This is a genomic window from Bacillus sp. 01N45, from assembly GCF_056399205.1.
In genome coordinates this window covers 95,990-112,405 of record NZ_JBFTQW010000006.1, presented here as the reverse complement: position 1 = coordinate 112,405, position 16,416 = coordinate 95,990, and the positions used below count along the sequence as shown (strand labels likewise).

Genomic DNA, 16,416 nt, shown 5'->3' with positions numbered 1-16,416 from the left:
ACTGCCCGGCAAATAGCGGGGCAAATCGTAAAAAAGGAACGAATTTCGTTCCTTTTTTTATTACCCTCTATATTTCTCCTCAAAATACTTCCTTTCTCTGCAAATTCGAACAAAAATCTACAAATTCTTTTCAATTTCCTTACAAAATTGTAACCTTTCTATATCCAAATTTATGCTAAAATGGTACGAGCTACATGCTAATAACGATGCGAAGGTGATAATCTATATGAAGAAAATCTTGTCTATTTTACTAGCGCTTTTATTGTCAATTTCTTCCTTAGGAGTAACAACATCCCATGCTGAAGAAAAAATACACATTGAGGCGGCAGCTGCACTTTTATTTGATGCAGATACAGGAAAAATACTGCATGAACAAAATCCAGATGAATTACTAGCTATTGCTAGTATGTCAAAATTAATTGTTGTTTATGCCGTATTAGAAGCAATTAAAGAAGGAAAAATTACTTGGGATACAAAGGTAAACATTTCTGATTATGCTTATGAAGTTTCACGTAATAATGAATTCTCTAACGTTCCGTTTGAAAAGGGACGTCAATATACTGTAAGAGAATTATATCATTCTATCGTTATCTTCTCTGCAAACGGATCTAGTATTGCCTTAGCAGAACTTCTTGCAGGAAGTGAGAAGAATTTCTTGAATCTTGCAAATGAACATGCAAAAAAACTAGGGTTAAAGAAATATAAATTTGTAAACGCTACTGGGTTAAATAACGCTGACTTAAAAGGAAAACACCCTGAGGGAACGGATCCGAATGGAGAAAATTCCATGTCAGCTCGCGATATGGGTATGCTTTCAAAAGCAATGATTACAAAGTATCCAGAAATGCTAGAGGATACAAAACAAAGATTTAGAAACTTCCCAGATAATCATCCGAAACCAATTCGTATGGAAAACTGGAACTGGATGTTACCAGGTGCTGCTTTCTCTTATGAAGGAACAGATGGTTTAAAAACTGGTAGTTCTGATACCGCTGGATATGGATTCACTATTACTGCTAAACGTGGTGATGTACGTCTTATTTCAGTTATTATTAAAACAAAATCAATGGACGAGCGCTTCACAGAATCTCGTGAATTAATCGAGTACGGGTTTAATAACTTCGAAAAACAAAAGTTAAAAGTTGATAAAAATAATACAATCTCTGTAGTAAAAGGGAAAGAAGATCAAGTGACTGTTACACCGGAAAAAGAAATAACAGTAATTGCGAAAAAAGGTAGCAAAGATCCTTATAAAATTGGGACTGAAGTAGATAAATCTCTTGCTGAAGATGGACATTTAGTTGCTCCTATTAAGAAAGATGCCAAAGTAGGCTCAATTACTTTAGAATCAACTGATAAATATGGTTTCTTAGACGGTAGTAAAAGTATGAAAGTTACTGCAAAAACGACAGAAGAAGTTGAAAAGGCAAATTGGTTCGTATTAACAATGCGCTCTATCGGAGATTTCTTTTCAAACTTATGGTCTAAAGTATTTTAATGATGGAAAGCTAGCTCACGCTAGCTTTTTTTATTTTCCTCTCTCCATGTAAAACTTCGTTTGGTTGTCATATCTGAGTCCTTTTTCTCATACGTATGAACTAGTAATCGTTACACACTTCATCTAGAAATAAACCTCTTTCCACAAGGTATTCCAAAAAGAGAGGTGACACATAATGGGTGTTATTGCTTATAACGAAGAAGATGTAAAGTTATTAGCTAGACTGATGCGTGCTGAAGCCGAAGGAGAAGGACAACAAGGAATGTTAATGGTCGGAAACGTAGGGGTAAATCGTGTCCGCGGAAATTGTTTAGATTTTAAAAAAATACGTAATTTACGTCAAATGGTTTATCAAAATCCTGGCGGTTTTGAGGCAACGCAAAAAGGGTATTTTTATCAGCGTGCAAGAGAACAAGATATCGCATTAGCAAGGCGAACGATTCAAGGACAACGTTTTTGGCCTGCAAATTTCGCCTTATGGTTTTTTAGACCTGAAGGCCCTTGCCCACCAACTTGGTATGACCAACAAAACTCTGGACGTTTTAAAAAGCACTGCTTCTTCCAACCATCTGCCGGGGATTGCCCTAGCGTATATTAAGGAATGAAAACGAGGAGGGATTTTTGAATGGCACAGCAACAAAACCCGTATTATGGAACAGGTTTTTATCAACCATCTGGAACTTATGCACAACAGCAACAAATGACCCCACAGCAACAGCAACAACAGCAAGCGATGCAACAACAAGCTGCGCAAGCTCAATATGCCGTTTCTCAAGGCATGTTACCATTAGAACAGTCGTATATTGAAAATATTCTTCGCTTGAACAAAGGCAAGCAAGCCACCGTAGTAATGACTTATGAGCGTGGTAGTTCACTCGGTACACAATCTTATACAGGTATTATTGAGGCAGCTGGACGTGATCACATCGTTATTAGTGAACCGCAATCGGGGAAACGTTTTTTACTACTAATGATTTACTTAGATTATGTAGAATTCCCAGAAGAAATTATGTATTTACCTAGTCAACAAGCAACTTATGCTCCAAGACCATAAAAAAAGCTGGCATATGCCAGCTTTTGTTTTTTTATAAGCCTTTTACAACTGCAGTTCCGACTAAGATCCATGCCACAATAAACGCTACACCACCAAGAGGTGTAATTGGGCCAAAGAACTTAATACCTGTCGTACTTAATGCATACAAACTACCTGAAAACATAATAATCCCAGCTACCATAAGCCAGCCAGCAGTAGTTAAAAGTGATGATTGAATTTTATCCATTAATAAAGCAACTACGAATAGTCCACCGGCATGAAACATTTGATATGTAACGCCTGTTTTCCAAACTTCTAACATTTTTGCAGAAACTTTATTTTCTAAACCGTGTGCTCCAAAAGCCCCTAGCGCAACAGATAGCCCTGCCGCAATACAACCTAGTAAAAAGAAAATTTTCATCTTAATTCCCCTTTTTTTACCTTTATCATAAGCAATTTTTTCATATAAGCCAAACGATTTATCTTCTAAAAATCAAATAAAGAATTACCGTTTGCGCCTTCTTCTTTTATATACACAGGTTCTCCAGAAACCGGCATAACTGGTTGAACTGTCGTCATAGGCTGAGATCCAATTACTTGTGATGGAATCTCAGGTTCTCTATACATAGAAGGCTCAGCTTGTTCATCTAATAATAAATCACATAACGCTCGCACAACTAATAAATGCGCTTTTGATTGTTGCCCTTCACTGCTTTTTGCCTTTGCAATTTCATTCGCCATTTTATTTAAAATCTTATCGCTCGATATTTGCATTCCTTGTCACCTCTTACTTTGTAGTTCTTTCTCAAATTGTCCTAGCTTCTCTACTGAACCAAACACTATTATCATATCATGTTCTTGTAGTTTTTCCTGCCCCGTTGGATTATGTATAACATCCCCATTTCTCAAAATCGCTAAAATTGTTACATCAAATTGATTTCTCACATCACTCTCTAGTAACGATTTACTAGCTAAAATAGAACCCTTGCCGACTGCAATTTCTTCAATTACAAATGACTGTTCCATGCCATATAGTACTGTATCAATATAATGAACTGTTAGCGGATTCGCAATACCTTTTGCAATATGAATTCCTGCCATGCTAGATGGATTAATCACCTTATTTGCCCCAGCACGCTTTAATTTGTCTTCGGTTTCTGGTTTTTCCGCCCTTGCCACAATTTTAATTGCATCGTTTAGCCCTCTTGCCGTTAATGTAATAAATACATTTTCAGCATCATTTGCTACGATAGCAACTAAACCAGCTGCCTTTGAAATTCCAGCATGATGTAACACTTGGTCTTCCGTTGCATCTCCGTGTACAAATAAAAGCTTTTCCTGTTCCAATATACTCTCATCTTTATCAACAACGACAAATGGGATTTTCTTTTCTTGCAATTCATGTACAACTTGAAGCCCCACTCTACCGCAACCACATACGATAATATGATTTTGTAACTGTGCTATTTGTTTATCCATCTTCTTCCTCCGTACTGCATGAAATAAATTCCCTTCAATAATCATAGCTGCCACTACACCAATTGCATACGTAACAATACCGACACCAACAGGTATAATAAGGAGTGCAAATACTTTCCCCGCTTGCGTTACAGGAACGGCATCTCCGTATCCAACAGTCAATACAGTAATCATCGTCATCCAAAATGCTTGAAACAAACTAATCTCTTCAATCATCATAAATCCTAGCGTTCCTAGAATTACAACAAAAGTCATACATATAACTGCTATCCATAATTGCTTCCGTGCATTCATATTGCGCTTCAACTCTTTTCTCTATCTACAATCTTTGCCAGTGGAAATGAAATACATATATACTAGATACGGAATCTATGAAAGAGGTTGATATAATGAAAACATTTCTTTCCGCCTTACAATGGGCACTATTTATTTTAGCTGGAAGCCTTATTGTACCAATTAGCGTCGCAACTAATTATGGTCTCGATGGCGCTGAAGCTATTGCATTCGTACAAAGAACATTATTTGTTCTTGGCTTTGCTGGCCTACTGCAAGCTATATTTGGGCATAAACTTCCTATTCAAGAAGGTCCTGCTGGACTTTGGTGGGGTATTTTCTCCCTTTATGCAAGTTTAGGTGTCGTATTATTTGGATCCAGCAATGAAACGCTTAAAGTCCTTCAGTACGCTTTCCTATTGAGTGGTATCATTTGTATTATTCTTAGTGTTTTTGGACTCATCGATAAACTAGTGCGCTATTTTACACCGACAGTAATTGGAACATATTTATTTCTTCTCGTCGCGCAACTTAGCGGGTCCTTCTTAAAGGGAATGTTCGGTCTTGACGGACAACATACAGAGGTACAAGCTGACGTATTTATTCTTTCACTCATTGTTATTTTACTATCCTTTTTCATCATGAAGCTACCTATTATTGGACAATATTCCGTTCTTTTCAGTATCGTCTGCGGCTGGATATTATTCGCATGCTTCGGATTATCAAATCCAGTAACGCCTGTGACAGATATAATCCGTTTTCCGTCTCTATTTGTTTTCGGAATGCCTCGTATTGAATGGAACATGGCAATTACGGTAGTTTTCGTTACACTATTACTTCTAACAAATATGTTAGCAAGTATTCGCGTTGTGCAAAGGATTGTCTCTAAGTATGAAAAGAATGCAGCACCAGATCGTTTCAAACAAGCCGGTATTATAACAGGAATAAATCAATTGCTAGGAGGCCTTTTTTCAGCTATTGGACCTGTCGCGATTTCTGGATCAGCAGGATTTATTGCAACGACTAATATTTATAAACGACTCCCATTTATGTTAGGGTCAAGCTTTATTATTTTCGTTAGTATATTCCCAAAGATTACTTCATTCTTTGCGGCGATACCTGTCGCAGTCGGATATGCTGCCATTTACCCTGTATTTGCAAGCATGATTGGCCTTGCCTTTCGCGAATACGAAACAGTACAAGATAAAGAACGGTTATTTAAAGTAGCAGGTCTTTCAATCTTTACAGGAGTCGGAGTTATGTTTGTTCCAGCAGGAGCATTTTCTACACTCCCGCCGTTTCTAGCATCGTTTTTAAGTAACGGTCTTGTTCTTGGATCTGTAATGGCAATTTTGCTCGAAATACTATTTTCTCGTTCTACAGAAAAACAACCATCGTAAATTGGAAAACTTCCATTATTGCACTCTATCTTTAGAGTTGTTACGATAATGATAAAGTGAAACTTTAATCAATGAGAGCTATTCATCTTTACTAATGATTAGCTCTCACCGATCGGGCATTAGCAGTATAAATTATCATGGGCAACGTGCTCGTGATAATTTATACTAAAAATACAGAACTTCTCCTAGCTTCACATAAAGAAGTTCGATGTCTTACTATATATTCCCCAATATCTTCATAAAACTTTATTTCTATTTCAACAAAGAGAGGACTTTTCAATATGACTTATAAAATGATTGTTTTAGACTTAGATGATACTTTATTACGTGACGACCATACCATTTCACCTCGTACGAAAGAGGCTCTAATGACTGCACAAGAGCAAGGTGTAAAAGTTGTACTTGCTTCTGGACGTCCAACATTTGGTATGCGCAATGTAGCGAAAGAACTTCGTTTAGAAGAATACGGTAGTTTCATTCTATCTTTTAATGGCGCAAAAATTATTAACTGTAAAACAAGCGAAGAAATCTTTAGTAGTACGCTATCTCCTGAAATCGTTCACAACCTATTTGAAATTAGTAAGACTGAAGATGTATGGATTCATACTTATATTGGCGATGATATCGTAACAGAAGAAAATAATCCTTATACTGAAATTGAGGGCGATATTACTGGTATGCCAATTGTTGTAGTAGATGACTTTAAAGCTGCTGTTAAAGAGCCTGTAGTAAAAGTATTAATGAATAAAGAAGCTGAACGACTTGTTGTAGTAGAAAAGAAACTACAAAAACAACTAGAAGGCCAATTAAGCGTTATGCGTTCTAAACCATTCTTCTTAGAATTTACTGAAGCTGGTGTTACAAAAGGAACAAGCTTAAACCAACTGATTCAAAAACTTGGCATTAAGCGCGAAGAAGTTATCGCAATGGGCGATAGCTATAACGATCAGGCAATGATCGAATTCGCCGGTCTTGGTGTTGCAATGGGCAATGCACCAGATGATATTAAAGAAATTGCAAACTACGTAACAGATACAAATATGAACGATGGCGTTGCAAAAGTTGTAGAGAAGTTCGTACTAAAAAGAGAAGCACTTGTTTAATATTTTCACTCATAAAACCTATTTGAAGTCAAACACTTCAAATAGGTTTTTATTTAAATTCTCATGCTTTTGTGACTATATTTTGAACTTTGCACTATTCTCGTAGTGTAAACTTTCTTTTTGTATATAATGGAACAAAATAGACTATTTTATTTTGAAAAAGAATACAAATTTACTATATACAAGCATACATTAAAGGAGGCTACTTCATGTTATCTACACCAATCGGACGATTAAGAGCAATCGGCTTAATTGAGGGGATTTCTTTCCTATTACTATTATTTGTAGCAATGCCATTAAAATATTTTGCAGGATTTGCAACAGCCGTTAAAATTACAGGTATGGCTCATGGTGTTTTATTTATTCTATTCATCTTTGCGGTAATTCAAGTAACAATCGTACACCGCAAATCAATTGCATGGGCACTTGGGGCATTTGTTTCATCAGTTATCCCATTCGGTACGTTTGTACTAGATGCAAAATTAAAGAACGAACAACAATAATAGCAAAAAGGTAGTTAACGACTGTTAACTACCTTTTTTATTTACAAATTTGGAATTTCCCAATCAATTTCTCTCTCGCCCATATTAGCTAAAATCGTATTTACTTTAGAGTATGGCTTACTACCAAAGAAACCACGTCTTGCCGATAATGGGCTCGGATGTACAGACTCGATAATATGATGCTTCGTATTCGTAATTAACTTTTTCTTCGCCTGTGCATGACGTCCCCACAATATGAAAATAACCGGTTTTTCACGTTCATTTAATAGCTCAATTACACGATCTGTGAAATACTCCCAACCTTTTCCCTTATGAGAATTGGCTTCACCTTGTCGAACTGTTAATACCGTATTTAATAATAAAACCCCTTGCTCTGCCCACTTTACTAAATAACCGTTATTCGGGATTTCATAACCATATTCATCTCGAAGTTCTTTATACATATTTAGCAATGACGGTGGCGTTTTAATGCCGGGCTGTACTGAAAAGCTTAAACCATGTGCTTGATCCGGTCCATGATATGGATCTTGCCCTAAAATAACGACCTTTGTATTTTCATAACTTGTATACTCTAGAGCGCTAAAAATATCTTCTACCCTTGGATAAACAACATGTGTACTGTACTCTTCTTTCAAAAAATCAGCCAGCTTACGATAATATTCTTTCTCAAATTCTGGTGCCAATAATGGCTCCCAATCATTTTTTAAAACATTTTTCATGCTTTCACTTCCCGTCCAATTAATTCACCATATCCTGTTTTGTAAATACTACAAACGAAATAATAAGGGATACAACTGCCCAAACCGTTAAATTCATTAAAGAGAACCCCATCGATAAGCCTTGTAATGCAGGTAATTTTCCTGATAGATAATCTGTTAATGATAAATTCACACTAAAAATATATTTCGCACCCTCCCAAGATGTTGCAAACGAGCTTAAAATGCCACCTGCGATTAATCCGGCTAACATAACGCCCATACCGGCTGGTGTATTTCGAATTAAAACAGAAACCATAAATGATATAGTTCCGACAACGATAGCAACAAACCAAGCTAACCCATACGCCATCAAGACGTATTGCCACTGTGGAATAAGGTGTACAAAATTCGTATTTAACGTTTCCTTATCAATAACAAACCCAGTTAAAACAGGCAAATTCCATCCCGAGTATCCAAATACAAGCCCAGATAATATGTAAGCAAACAAACCGACAAGAAGCAGTATGAGTGAAATGAAAAATAACATCGTCACGTACTTACTAAGAAGTATTTTCCAGCGCCGAATCGGCCGTGTAAGTAGCATCTTCATCGTTCCATCACTTCGCTCTCCTGAAACAATATCGATAGCGACAATCATGACGAGAAGCGGAATAAACAATGTAATTCCTTGCTCAATAAACACCCTTACAAAAGTGGGTGCGCCCGGTGCCATCGGGTTAATATCATGATCTAAATAATATTGTTGCTGCTCCACTCTTACCTTTAGCCAATCACGCCATTCTTCTGGTAGTCTAGAATTGTTCAAGCGGTTTTGAGAATCAACAATTTGTTGTTGTAATGAAACTTTCCAATCCGTCGTACCGAGCCTTTTTTGTGTCGTTTCTACTTCACGATACTGCGCATACACGAAAAGTGGGATCAAGATTGCTAAAATAAGCATGACAACAAAAATACGTTTCTTACGATAAATTTTTTCCGATTCATTTAAGACTAGATTCGCAAATTCACGCATGCTGCTCACCCCTTGTGAGTTCAATAAATAAATCTTCTAGCGTAAATACAAGCTCCTTAACACTATGCACATCTATCTCGTTTTCTACAAAACGTTTATTCCAACTACTTATAGATACAATATCCATGCGGCATAGTAATCGATTACCTTCTATACTCACTTCTCTTACTTCCTCAGCATCTTCTAGCATATTTTTCGCCTTAGAAATCGGTGTAACAATCCATTCTACACGATCACTTGCTGTTTTAATTAACTCTTCAACCTTGGCAACTGTTATCATTTTTCCTTTATGAATAATCGCAACCCGATCACATATCATTTGTACTTCACTTAGCAAATGACTTGAAATAAACACACTCATATTTTCTTCTTTCACAAGCTTATGTATAAATTCCCTAAGTTCTCTAATCCCAGCTGGGTCTAAACCATTTGTTGGCTCATCTAATATGAGCAATTTTGGATTTCCAAGAAGCGCTTGCGCAATACCAAGACGCTGTTTCATACCGAGTGAGTATGTTTTTACCTTATCGTGAATTCTTTCATCTAAATGAACCATTTGAGCAATTTCAATAATACGTTCATCTGATATACCACCTAACATACGGGCAAATTGTTTTAAATTTTCCCATCCCGTTAAATAGGTATACAGTTCTGGGTTTTCAACGATACTCCCAATTTGACGCATCGCTTCTCTGAAATTCTCCTTAATAGAATAACCGCCGATAGAAATCGTGCCTTCTGTTTCTTTAATCAATCCAACTAACATTCGAATTGTAGTTGTTTTTCCGGCACCATTCGGCCCTAGGAAGCCGAACACTTCCCCTTGTTTTACATCGAAGGAAATATTCTCTACAATTGTCTTCTTTCCAATTACCTTCTTCACGTCACGTACGGAAAGTATCGTCGTCATTTTACCCCTCCTTGTTCTAGTTTTAATTTACTCGCAACATTTTGAACTAATCGGTCCGCCATATATGTATATCCTATTTCATTCGGATGGAAATGGTCGGAGTATAATAAATCTTTCCCACGGTTTTGGAATAAATCAAATGTCGGTGTAATATACACATTTTTATTATTTATCGCTAATTTTTCTAAAGATGCATTCCAGTCTACAACGATGTTTGAAGAACCTTTTAAATCTTCTACATCTTCAAAAGGATTGTATAAACCAAGCCAAAAAATAGGGCTATCTGTATTTAACTTACGAATTTCTTCTATTATTTTCTTCGCTTCATTTTGGAACGTCGCTGTATCAGGACGGTATGTTTCTAAATCTATCTTTTCAAGCGATTCCCACCCTGGAAATAAATCATTTCCTCCAATTGTTAAAACGATTACATCTGCTTGCTTAATTGAATATTGAGCGCCACTACTCTCAATTTGTTTTAATAGGTCGGGCATTTTTGCACCACTAACAGCTAAGTTTGTTAATGCAACCTTTTGCTTATAATTTTTTTGTAAATCTTCTTTCATCCGTCCAACATAGCCAATTCCTTCTTTATCACCAACACCGCGTGTTAATGAATCACCTAAACTAACGATTTGTAACGTTCCCGTTTTCTTTTTCTCTTTTGCCACTACATCGGTCTTTTTAATTAAATTTGAAGCTTTCGGATTTAATACATCATTTACACCTGAAACAAAGCCATATGCAAATAAACAGAAAGATGCAATTGTAATGAGTAGAATTACTTTTACTACTTTTGATCTCATATCAAAACCCCTTTTAGCCCTCATAGATTGTCCATAATTATACCAAACGCAATTTTGAAAAGCGATTTTCAAACCTTATCTATTATGTTGTTTCCCTATGTACTAATTCTGGCAATAACTCTACGTGCCTTATATCGATTTGCTCATCATTAATCTTTTCATATAATAATTCAAATGCCTTCACACCAACATTTTTACTACAATACGAAATCGTCGTAATGCCTAAAATATCTGCCACATCTTGATCATCACAACCAATAATCGTAATATCTTCCGGAATACGAATGCCTTGTTTTTTCGCTTCCGTTACCATCCCCGCGGCAATATGGTTGCAAGATACAAGAAACGCTGTTGGTTTTACTGACATACGTGTCCATTCCCTAATCACATTACGCCCATCTTCCACTGTAAAACAGCCTTTAAACTTCCAAGCCTCTATCGGTGTTACAGCAATCTGTTGAAGCGAATCTTCATATGCTTGTTTTCTTCTCTGACTATTAATGCTATTACTTCTTCCAATGCAATACCCAATACTTGTATGGCCCGCATCTATTAAGCTTTTCATTCCGCGCGAAAACACTTTATAGTAATCAATATGCACACTCGAAATGAAATTCGAGTCGATTTCTTCGCACATAACAATAGGGCCGAATTTCGTATATTCTTCAAGCTTTTCCTTACTATTCGCCCGCGAACATATAATAACCCCATCAAGTTTTTTCATTTTTAACATATTTAAAATTTCTAATTCCCTTTCCTCACTATAATTCGTCTGACAAAGCATCATATTATAATTATTCTTTGCTGTTTCCTTTGATATTCCCTCGATAATAGCGCTATAATATTGATCATTTACGTGCGGTAATAAAACGCCAATTACATTCGTTTTTCCTTTCACTAAATGAATTGCATTCACATTTTGCGTATAATTTAATTCTTCTATAATTGCTAAAATTTCTTTTCGTTTCTGTTCATTCACATATGGATGATTATTTAGTACACGTGAAACAGTTGAAACAGATACCCCAGCAAGCTCAGCAATCTTCCTTATATTCGTCATCTCATTTTCCCCTTCCCTGCAAAAATTCTCCCTTGACCTGGTAAGCTTTCCACAATATATCCTTTCCTAGCAAATACATTTTGAAAGGATATACAACTATGCTTCGATTCAAATTAGAATATATATTTTTCATTGGCGGTCTACTCACTCTCGCCATCGGTATTAATATGATGACGACAATTACTTCCTTTGGACTTAGCCCTTATGATTCCTTCTTTATTGCACTATATCAAAATTTCGGGATAAGTATCGGTTTTTGGATTTTCATGATTAACTTTGCATTTACTCTTATCGTACTCTTTTGGAATAAAAAACAAATAACAATTGGTACAATTGTAACGATGGTTCTTATTTCCCTTTTTGTTGATTGGATTGGTTCCATTCCAACTATTATGGACGCTATCCGTTCTCTTCCAAAATATATAACACTTATTTGCGGAAATCTATTCGTTGGAGCTGGGATTGGTCTTTACGTCTCTACAAACCTTTGCGCAGCACCTCAAGAAGCTTTCGTTTTAACGGTTGCTGAGAAAAAGAAATGGACATTTAGAAGAACAGAAATTTCGTTAGCGTTTTTATTTTTAACATTAAGCTTCCTATTAGATGGACCTATCTATTTTGGAACAATCATCTTATCCTTTACAACAGGCTGGATTATCCAAGCATTTATTCAAATTGGTACGAAGATTTTAAATAGAAAAGAGCCTATTAAGCAAGCTGCTTAACAGGCTCTTTCTGTTTTATAAGAAGAGATACTACTTAGCATCCCCTTCAATTCGATAGTTTGCTTTCAAACAATCTATTTCTTCATACCCTTGCAACGTATGTAGAATATAATCATAATCAGCAAGAGACGCACGATGCGTCACAATTACAATTTCAGCCTTCCCTTTCTCTTCAAGCGGCATTTGAATAATCTTTTCAAAGCTAACGCCACGCTCAGAGAATAATGAAGTAATTTTTGCAAATACACCAATCTCATCTTTTACATGAAGTCTTAAAAATTTCTTCACAACAATTTCGTCTGGCTCTTTTAATACTTTTTTATACTGCGGGGATACCGCACTATTTCCGTTTACACCTAATCGAATATTTTGCATTACAGCTACTAAATCTGAAACAACAGCTGTTGCTGTCGGTAAACTTCCTGCACCTGGCCCATAAAACATCGTTTCTCCGACCGCTTCACCATACACATATACAGCGTTATATTCGTTTTGTACGGCCGCCAGAGGATGTGTATTTGGAAGTAGTGTCGGTTCAACTGTCACCTCTAATTTTTCACCATCTCGCTTCGCAAGACCGATTAATTTAATCGTGTATCCTAAACTCTTACTGTATTCAATATCTTCTTCTGTAATAGAAGTAATCCCTTTTACCTTCACATCTCCAAGCTCTACATTTGTAGAAAAACCAAGGGTAGCCAAAATGGTCATTTTTCTCGCTGCATCTAAACCTTCCACATCTGATGTTGGATCTGCTTCTGCAAATCCAAGTTGTTGGGCTTCTTTTAACACGTCGTTATATGCTCTCCCTTCATCTGACATTTTCGTCAAAATAAAATTTGTCGTTCCATTTACAATTCCCATTACTTTCGTAATAAGATCTGAAGAAAGTCCTTCTACGATACTTCGTAAAATCGGAATCCCTCCGGCTACACTTGCTTCATAAAACAAATCTGCTTTATTATCTTTTGCTACCGCTAAGAGTTCCGCCCCATGTAACGCCATTAAATCTTTATTGGCAGTCACAACATGCTTCCCGCTCTGTAAGGCTTGCAAAATATATGCTTTTGCATCATCAATGCCACCCATCACTTCGATGACAACGTCAATATTTGGATTATCTAAAATTTCATTTGCATCTTGTGTTAATAGAGTAGAAGGTACCTCTACCTCTCTCTCTTTTTCAATATTTTGTACTAGTACTTTCGTTACTTTTACAGGACAACCTACTTGGTGGATAAGTCGCTCTTGATGATCTGTAATGATACGAACTACACCACTCCCAACTGTCCCAAGACCTAATAAACCAACTTGAATTTCTTTCATAATACTGTCCACCCCTCAAAAATTGTGTTTAGATGAAATTATATGAGTAAAAAATATGAAAAACAATGTTTTTTGAACATTCGGAAAAATATGAGTTAATCTTTACAAAGAAAACGTTGCCACGTGTTACACAATCTTTTTTTATAATACATAAGGGGTTTCTTGATACACGTAATAATTCAGCCAATTAGAGAATAATAGATTCCCATGGCTTCTCCACCTTACAAGTGGTTTCTCATTTGGATTATTATGCTTAAAATAATTTTTCGGCACATCAATATTTAACCCTTTTTGGCGGTCCCGTTCGTATTCTTGCTTTAACGTATCACAACTATATTCACTATGCCCGAGCGCAAACACTTGCCTTCCTTCTTGCCCAATGACAAGGTGAACACCTGCTTCCTCAGAATTTGCTAATAATGTTAAGTCTGTCACCTTTCTAATATCACTCTCTCGTACTTCTGTATGACGAGAATGCGGGGCAAAAAACAATTCATCAAACCCTTGTAACAATTTCACATGTTGCTCACGAACTTCATGTTCAAATACACCGAACATTTTTTCCTTAAGAGGATACTTTGGAACACCATAATGATGATACAAGCCAGCCTGTGCCCCCCAGCAAATATGAAGCGTAGATGTTACATTCTTTTTTGAATACTCCATAATACGTTTAAGCTCTTCCCAATAATCTACCTCTTCAAAAGAAAGAGTTTCAACTGGTGCTCCTGTAATAATAAGTCCATCAAATTTCTCATTCTCAATATCACGAAATGTTTTATAGAAACTCGTTAAATGGTCCTGCGCTACATTGCGAGACAAATGTGATTCCATATGAAGTAAGTGAACATCTAATTGCAACGGTGTGTTGCCAATTAAACGAAGTAATTGCGCTTCTGTTTCTTGCTTTGTAGGCATTAAATTTAAGATAGCAATTTTCAATGCCCGGATATCTTGTGTTTCTGCTCGCTCCTTCGTCATTACAAAAATATTTTCCTTCTGCAACACTTTGCGAGCTGGTAAATCTCTATCAATTATGATCGGCATGTTCTTTGCCTCCGACTAGCGCTGCTTCTAAATCTGCAATAATATCAGAAACATCTTCTATACCAACCGATAAACGAATTAAATCTGATGTAACGCCAGCTAGACGCTGATCTTCAGCACTTAATTGTCTATGCGTTGTGCTAGCAGGATGTATAACACAAGTTCGTGCATCCGCTACATGCGTTACGAGAGTTGCTAGTTTTACATTTGCGATAAATTCTTTCGCTGCTTCTAATCCGCCCTTAATGCCGAATGTTAAAACACCACTAGCACCTTTTTTCAAATACGTTTGTGCTAACGAGTAATTTTCATTGCTATCTAATCCCGGATAATTCACCCATTCAATACGTTCATGGTTAGCAAGCCACTTAGCAACTGCGAGAGCATTTTCACTATGACGCTCCATTCTTAAATGTAGCGTTTCTAAGCCGATATTGCTAATATACGCATTGAATGGGCTCATACAGTTTCCATAGTCTCTTAATAATTGAACACGTGCCTTCACAATATACGCTGCTGCACCAAAATTTTGAACGTAACTTACGCCGTGATAACTTGGATCCGGTTCAACAAGTTCAGGATATTTCCCATTTGTCCAATCAAAGTTCCCTCCGTCAATGACAATGCCGCCTAAAGAGCTTGCATGACCATCAATATATTTCGTCGTAGAATGAACGATAATATTTGCTCCGTGCTCAAATGCTTGGCATAAATAAGGAGTTGCTAATGTATTATCCACGATAAAAGGTACTTCTAACTCTTTCGCTGCATCTGAAAATTCTTTGAAATTTAAAACGTTCATCGCTGGATTTCCTAACGACTCTGCATAAACAAGTTTCGTCTTATCATTAGCAAGGGCCACAATTTCATCAGCACTTAAATTCGGATTAAAGAACGTAACGTCAATACCAAGCTTACGCAAACTCACTCCAAATAAATTAAACGTTCCGCCATAAACTGTGGAAGAACAAAGCAAGTGGTCTCCGCTACTACAAATATTTAAAACAGCAAGCATAATAGCAGCCTGCCCAGAAGCCGTTGCAACAGCTCCTACACCACCCTCTAAATCCGCTAACTTTTGCTCAAATGCAGCTAAAGTAGGATTTCCAATACGCGTATATATATATCCTTCTGCCTCTAAATTAAATAGCGCTGCTAAATCATCTGAAGTATCGTATTTATACGTTGTACTTTGATAAAGTGGCAAAACACGCGGTTCACCATTCTTTGGTGTATAGCCACCTTGCACACAAATTGTTCCTTTTCCCCATGATTCTCCCATCTCTCATTCTCCTTTCTTTTATACAAAATAAAAAACTGCTCCTTTCCTGAAAACAAGAAAGGAGCAGTTTGAAAACACGCTCTAAAGGCTCTTTCTTATCTTTCAGGATTATTACCTGCAGGATTTGGCACAATTCCGTTATACGGCTGTTGCCAAGGTTTCATCGGGCCTGTCCCTCCACCTTTTCTTGATAAGACTATGCAATTACCGTTGATTTTATAGCAATAATTTCCTAATGTC

18 protein-coding genes and 1 riboswitch are annotated in these 16,416 nt (G+C 36.7%); of the genes, 7 read left to right on the top strand and 11 right to left on the bottom strand.

Annotated elements, in window-relative coordinates; translation table 11 throughout:
• Positions 1 to 226: 226 nt before the first annotated feature.
• The 3 genes from AC1DMU_RS15770 to gerQ all read left to right on the top strand — a co-directional run bounded on the left by AC1DMU_RS15770 (position 227) and on the right by gerQ (position 2,552).
• Positions 227 to 1,498, top strand: a complete 1,272-nt coding sequence (locus AC1DMU_RS15770) for a serine hydrolase (protein ID WP_088065052.1) — start codon at positions 227 to 229, stop codon at positions 1,496 to 1,498.
• Between the two features lie 175 nt (positions 1,499 to 1,673).
• Positions 1,674 to 2,096: a cell wall hydrolase CwlJ gene (cwlJ, locus tag AC1DMU_RS15765; protein WP_000538157.1), complete on the top strand. Its 423-nt coding sequence runs from the start codon at positions 1,674 to 1,676 to the stop codon at positions 2,094 to 2,096.
• Between the two features lie 27 nt (positions 2,097 to 2,123).
• On the top strand, positions 2,124 to 2,552 hold the full coding sequence (gene gerQ / locus AC1DMU_RS15760; RefSeq protein ID WP_000068635.1) for a spore coat protein GerQ: 429 nt from the start codon (positions 2,124 to 2,126) through the stop codon (positions 2,550 to 2,552).
• A 31-nt stretch (positions 2,553 to 2,583) separates the two neighbouring features.
• Here the strand turns inward: gerQ and AC1DMU_RS15755 are convergent, their stop codons facing one another.
• From AC1DMU_RS15755 to AC1DMU_RS15745, 3 genes are all read right to left on the bottom strand, one after another.
• Positions 2,584 to 2,952 (bottom strand): DUF423 domain-containing protein, encoded by a 369-nt coding sequence (locus AC1DMU_RS15755; RefSeq protein WP_000688322.1) that lies wholly within the window; start codon positions 2,950 to 2,952, stop codon positions 2,584 to 2,586.
• A 65-nt stretch (positions 2,953 to 3,017) separates the two neighbouring features.
• Positions 3,018 to 3,305: a YwdI family protein gene (locus tag AC1DMU_RS15750; RefSeq protein ID WP_001167358.1), complete on the bottom strand. Its 288-nt coding sequence runs from the start codon at positions 3,303 to 3,305 to the stop codon at positions 3,018 to 3,020.
• Between the two features lie 6 nt (positions 3,306 to 3,311).
• Entirely contained in the window at positions 3,312 to 4,304 is a 993-nt protein-coding gene (locus AC1DMU_RS15745; protein WP_000993991.1) for a potassium channel family protein, read from the bottom strand.
• 95 nt (positions 4,305 to 4,399) lie between these two features.
• Between AC1DMU_RS15745 and AC1DMU_RS15740 the strand changes: the two genes are divergently transcribed.
• From AC1DMU_RS15740 to AC1DMU_RS15730, 3 genes are all read left to right on the top strand, one after another.
• Positions 4,400 to 5,683, top strand: coding sequence for a purine/pyrimidine permease (locus AC1DMU_RS15740; protein ID WP_046955487.1), 1,284 nt, complete (start codon positions 4,400 to 4,402; stop codon positions 5,681 to 5,683).
• A gap of 281 nt (positions 5,684 to 5,964) precedes the next feature.
• On the top strand, positions 5,965 to 6,786 hold the full coding sequence (locus tag AC1DMU_RS15735; protein ID WP_087981923.1) for a Cof-type HAD-IIB family hydrolase: 822 nt from the start codon (positions 5,965 to 5,967) through the stop codon (positions 6,784 to 6,786).
• Positions 6,787 to 6,995: 209 nt separating this feature from the next.
• Complete coding sequence (locus AC1DMU_RS15730; protein WP_000953389.1) at positions 6,996 to 7,289, top strand: DUF3817 domain-containing protein; 294 nt, start codon at positions 6,996 to 6,998, stop codon at positions 7,287 to 7,289.
• A gap of 41 nt (positions 7,290 to 7,330) precedes the next feature.
• Here the strand turns inward: AC1DMU_RS15730 and AC1DMU_RS15725 are convergent, their stop codons facing one another.
• Genes AC1DMU_RS15725 through AC1DMU_RS15705 form a run of 5 tightly spaced genes read right to left on the bottom strand, consistent with a single transcriptional unit; the run spans position 7,331 to position 11,796 of the window.
• Positions 7,331 to 8,008 (bottom strand): uracil-DNA glycosylase, encoded by a 678-nt coding sequence (locus AC1DMU_RS15725; protein ID WP_088065053.1) that lies wholly within the window; start codon positions 8,006 to 8,008, stop codon positions 7,331 to 7,333.
• Between the two features lie 19 nt (positions 8,009 to 8,027).
• Entirely contained in the window at positions 8,028 to 9,020 is a 993-nt protein-coding gene (locus tag AC1DMU_RS15720; RefSeq protein ID WP_088065054.1) for an ABC transporter permease subunit, read from the bottom strand.
• The gene (locus AC1DMU_RS15715) at positions 9,013 to 9,930 is read right to left on the bottom strand and encodes an ABC transporter ATP-binding protein (protein ID WP_088065055.1); all 918 of its coding nucleotides are present in this window, start codon (positions 9,928 to 9,930) and stop codon (positions 9,013 to 9,015) included. The genes AC1DMU_RS15720 and AC1DMU_RS15715 overlap by 8 nt, the downstream gene beginning before the upstream one ends.
• Entirely contained in the window at positions 9,927 to 10,808 is an 882-nt protein-coding gene (locus AC1DMU_RS15710; RefSeq protein WP_142291835.1) for an SGNH/GDSL hydrolase family protein, read from the bottom strand. Before AC1DMU_RS15710 ends, AC1DMU_RS15715 begins: the two co-directional genes overlap by 4 nt.
• Before the next feature lie 10 nt (positions 10,809 to 10,818).
• A complete protein-coding gene (locus tag AC1DMU_RS15705; RefSeq protein WP_088065057.1) occupies positions 10,819 to 11,796 on the bottom strand; it encodes a LacI family DNA-binding transcriptional regulator in 978 nt (325 codons plus the stop codon).
• Between the two features lie 98 nt (positions 11,797 to 11,894).
• On the opposite strand from AC1DMU_RS15705, the gene AC1DMU_RS15700 reads away from it, so the two are divergent.
• Complete coding sequence (locus AC1DMU_RS15700) at positions 11,895 to 12,521, top strand: YczE/YyaS/YitT family protein (protein WP_088065058.1); 627 nt, start codon at positions 11,895 to 11,897, stop codon at positions 12,519 to 12,521.
• Between the two features lie 30 nt (positions 12,522 to 12,551).
• On the opposite strand, the gene AC1DMU_RS15695 is transcribed toward AC1DMU_RS15700, so the two are convergent.
• From AC1DMU_RS15695 to AC1DMU_RS15685, 3 genes are all read right to left on the bottom strand, one after another.
• Positions 12,552 to 13,847, bottom strand: coding sequence for a homoserine dehydrogenase (locus AC1DMU_RS15695; RefSeq protein ID WP_000659102.1), 1,296 nt, complete (start codon positions 13,845 to 13,847; stop codon positions 12,552 to 12,554).
• A 141-nt stretch (positions 13,848 to 13,988) separates the two neighbouring features.
• Positions 13,989 to 14,894 (bottom strand): homoserine O-acetyltransferase MetA, encoded by a 906-nt coding sequence (metA, locus tag AC1DMU_RS15690; protein ID WP_088065059.1) that lies wholly within the window; start codon positions 14,892 to 14,894, stop codon positions 13,989 to 13,991.
• Positions 14,878 to 16,176: a bifunctional O-acetylhomoserine aminocarboxypropyltransferase/cysteine synthase gene (locus AC1DMU_RS15685; protein ID WP_000504750.1), complete on the bottom strand. Its 1,299-nt coding sequence runs from the start codon at positions 16,174 to 16,176 to the stop codon at positions 14,878 to 14,880. The genes metA and AC1DMU_RS15685 overlap by 17 nt, the downstream gene beginning before the upstream one ends.
• Before the next feature lie 92 nt (positions 16,177 to 16,268).
• Positions 16,269 to 16,373: riboswitch (SAM riboswitch) on the bottom strand.
• Positions 16,374 to 16,416 lie beyond the last annotated feature (43 nt).

Coding starts and splice junctions, on each gene's coding strand:
- AC1DMU_RS15715 (WP_088065055.1), bottom strand. CDS start 9,930: ATGACGACGATACTTTCCGTACGTGACGTGAAGAAGGTAATTGGAAAG.
- AC1DMU_RS15770 (WP_088065052.1), top strand. CDS start 227: ATGAAGAAAATCTTGTCTATTTTACTAGCGCTTTTATTGTCAATTTCT.
- AC1DMU_RS15750 (WP_001167358.1), bottom strand. CDS start 3,305: ATGCAAATATCGAGCGATAAGATTTTAAATAAAATGGCGAATGAAATT.
- AC1DMU_RS15725 (WP_088065053.1), bottom strand. CDS start 8,008: ATGAAAAATGTTTTAAAAAATGATTGGGAGCCATTATTGGCACCAGAA.
- AC1DMU_RS15730 (WP_000953389.1), top strand. CDS start 6,996: ATGTTATCTACACCAATCGGACGATTAAGAGCAATCGGCTTAATTGAG.
- AC1DMU_RS15735 (WP_087981923.1), top strand. CDS start 5,965: ATGACTTATAAAATGATTGTTTTAGACTTAGATGATACTTTATTACGT.
- AC1DMU_RS15745 (WP_000993991.1), bottom strand. CDS start 4,304: ATGAATGCACGGAAGCAATTATGGATAGCAGTTATATGTATGACTTTT.
- gerQ (WP_000068635.1), top strand. CDS start 2,124: ATGGCACAGCAACAAAACCCGTATTATGGAACAGGTTTTTATCAACCA.
- cwlJ (WP_000538157.1), top strand. CDS start 1,674: ATGGGTGTTATTGCTTATAACGAAGAAGATGTAAAGTTATTAGCTAGA.
- AC1DMU_RS15705 (WP_088065057.1), bottom strand. CDS start 11,796: ATGACGAATATAAGGAAGATTGCTGAGCTTGCTGGGGTATCTGTTTCA.
- AC1DMU_RS15755 (WP_000688322.1), bottom strand. CDS start 2,952: ATGAAAATTTTCTTTTTACTAGGTTGTATTGCGGCAGGGCTATCTGTT.
- AC1DMU_RS15685 (WP_000504750.1), bottom strand. CDS start 16,176: ATGGGAGAATCATGGGGAAAAGGAACAATTTGTGTGCAAGGTGGCTAT.
- AC1DMU_RS15740 (WP_046955487.1), top strand. CDS start 4,400: ATGAAAACATTTCTTTCCGCCTTACAATGGGCACTATTTATTTTAGCT.
- AC1DMU_RS15720 (WP_088065054.1), bottom strand. CDS start 9,020: ATGCGTGAATTTGCGAATCTAGTCTTAAATGAATCGGAAAAAATTTAT.
- AC1DMU_RS15700 (WP_088065058.1), top strand. CDS start 11,895: ATGCTTCGATTCAAATTAGAATATATATTTTTCATTGGCGGTCTACTC.
- metA (WP_088065059.1), bottom strand. CDS start 14,894: ATGCCGATCATAATTGATAGAGATTTACCAGCTCGCAAAGTGTTGCAG.
- AC1DMU_RS15695 (WP_000659102.1), bottom strand. CDS start 13,847: ATGAAAGAAATTCAAGTTGGTTTATTAGGTCTTGGGACAGTTGGGAGT.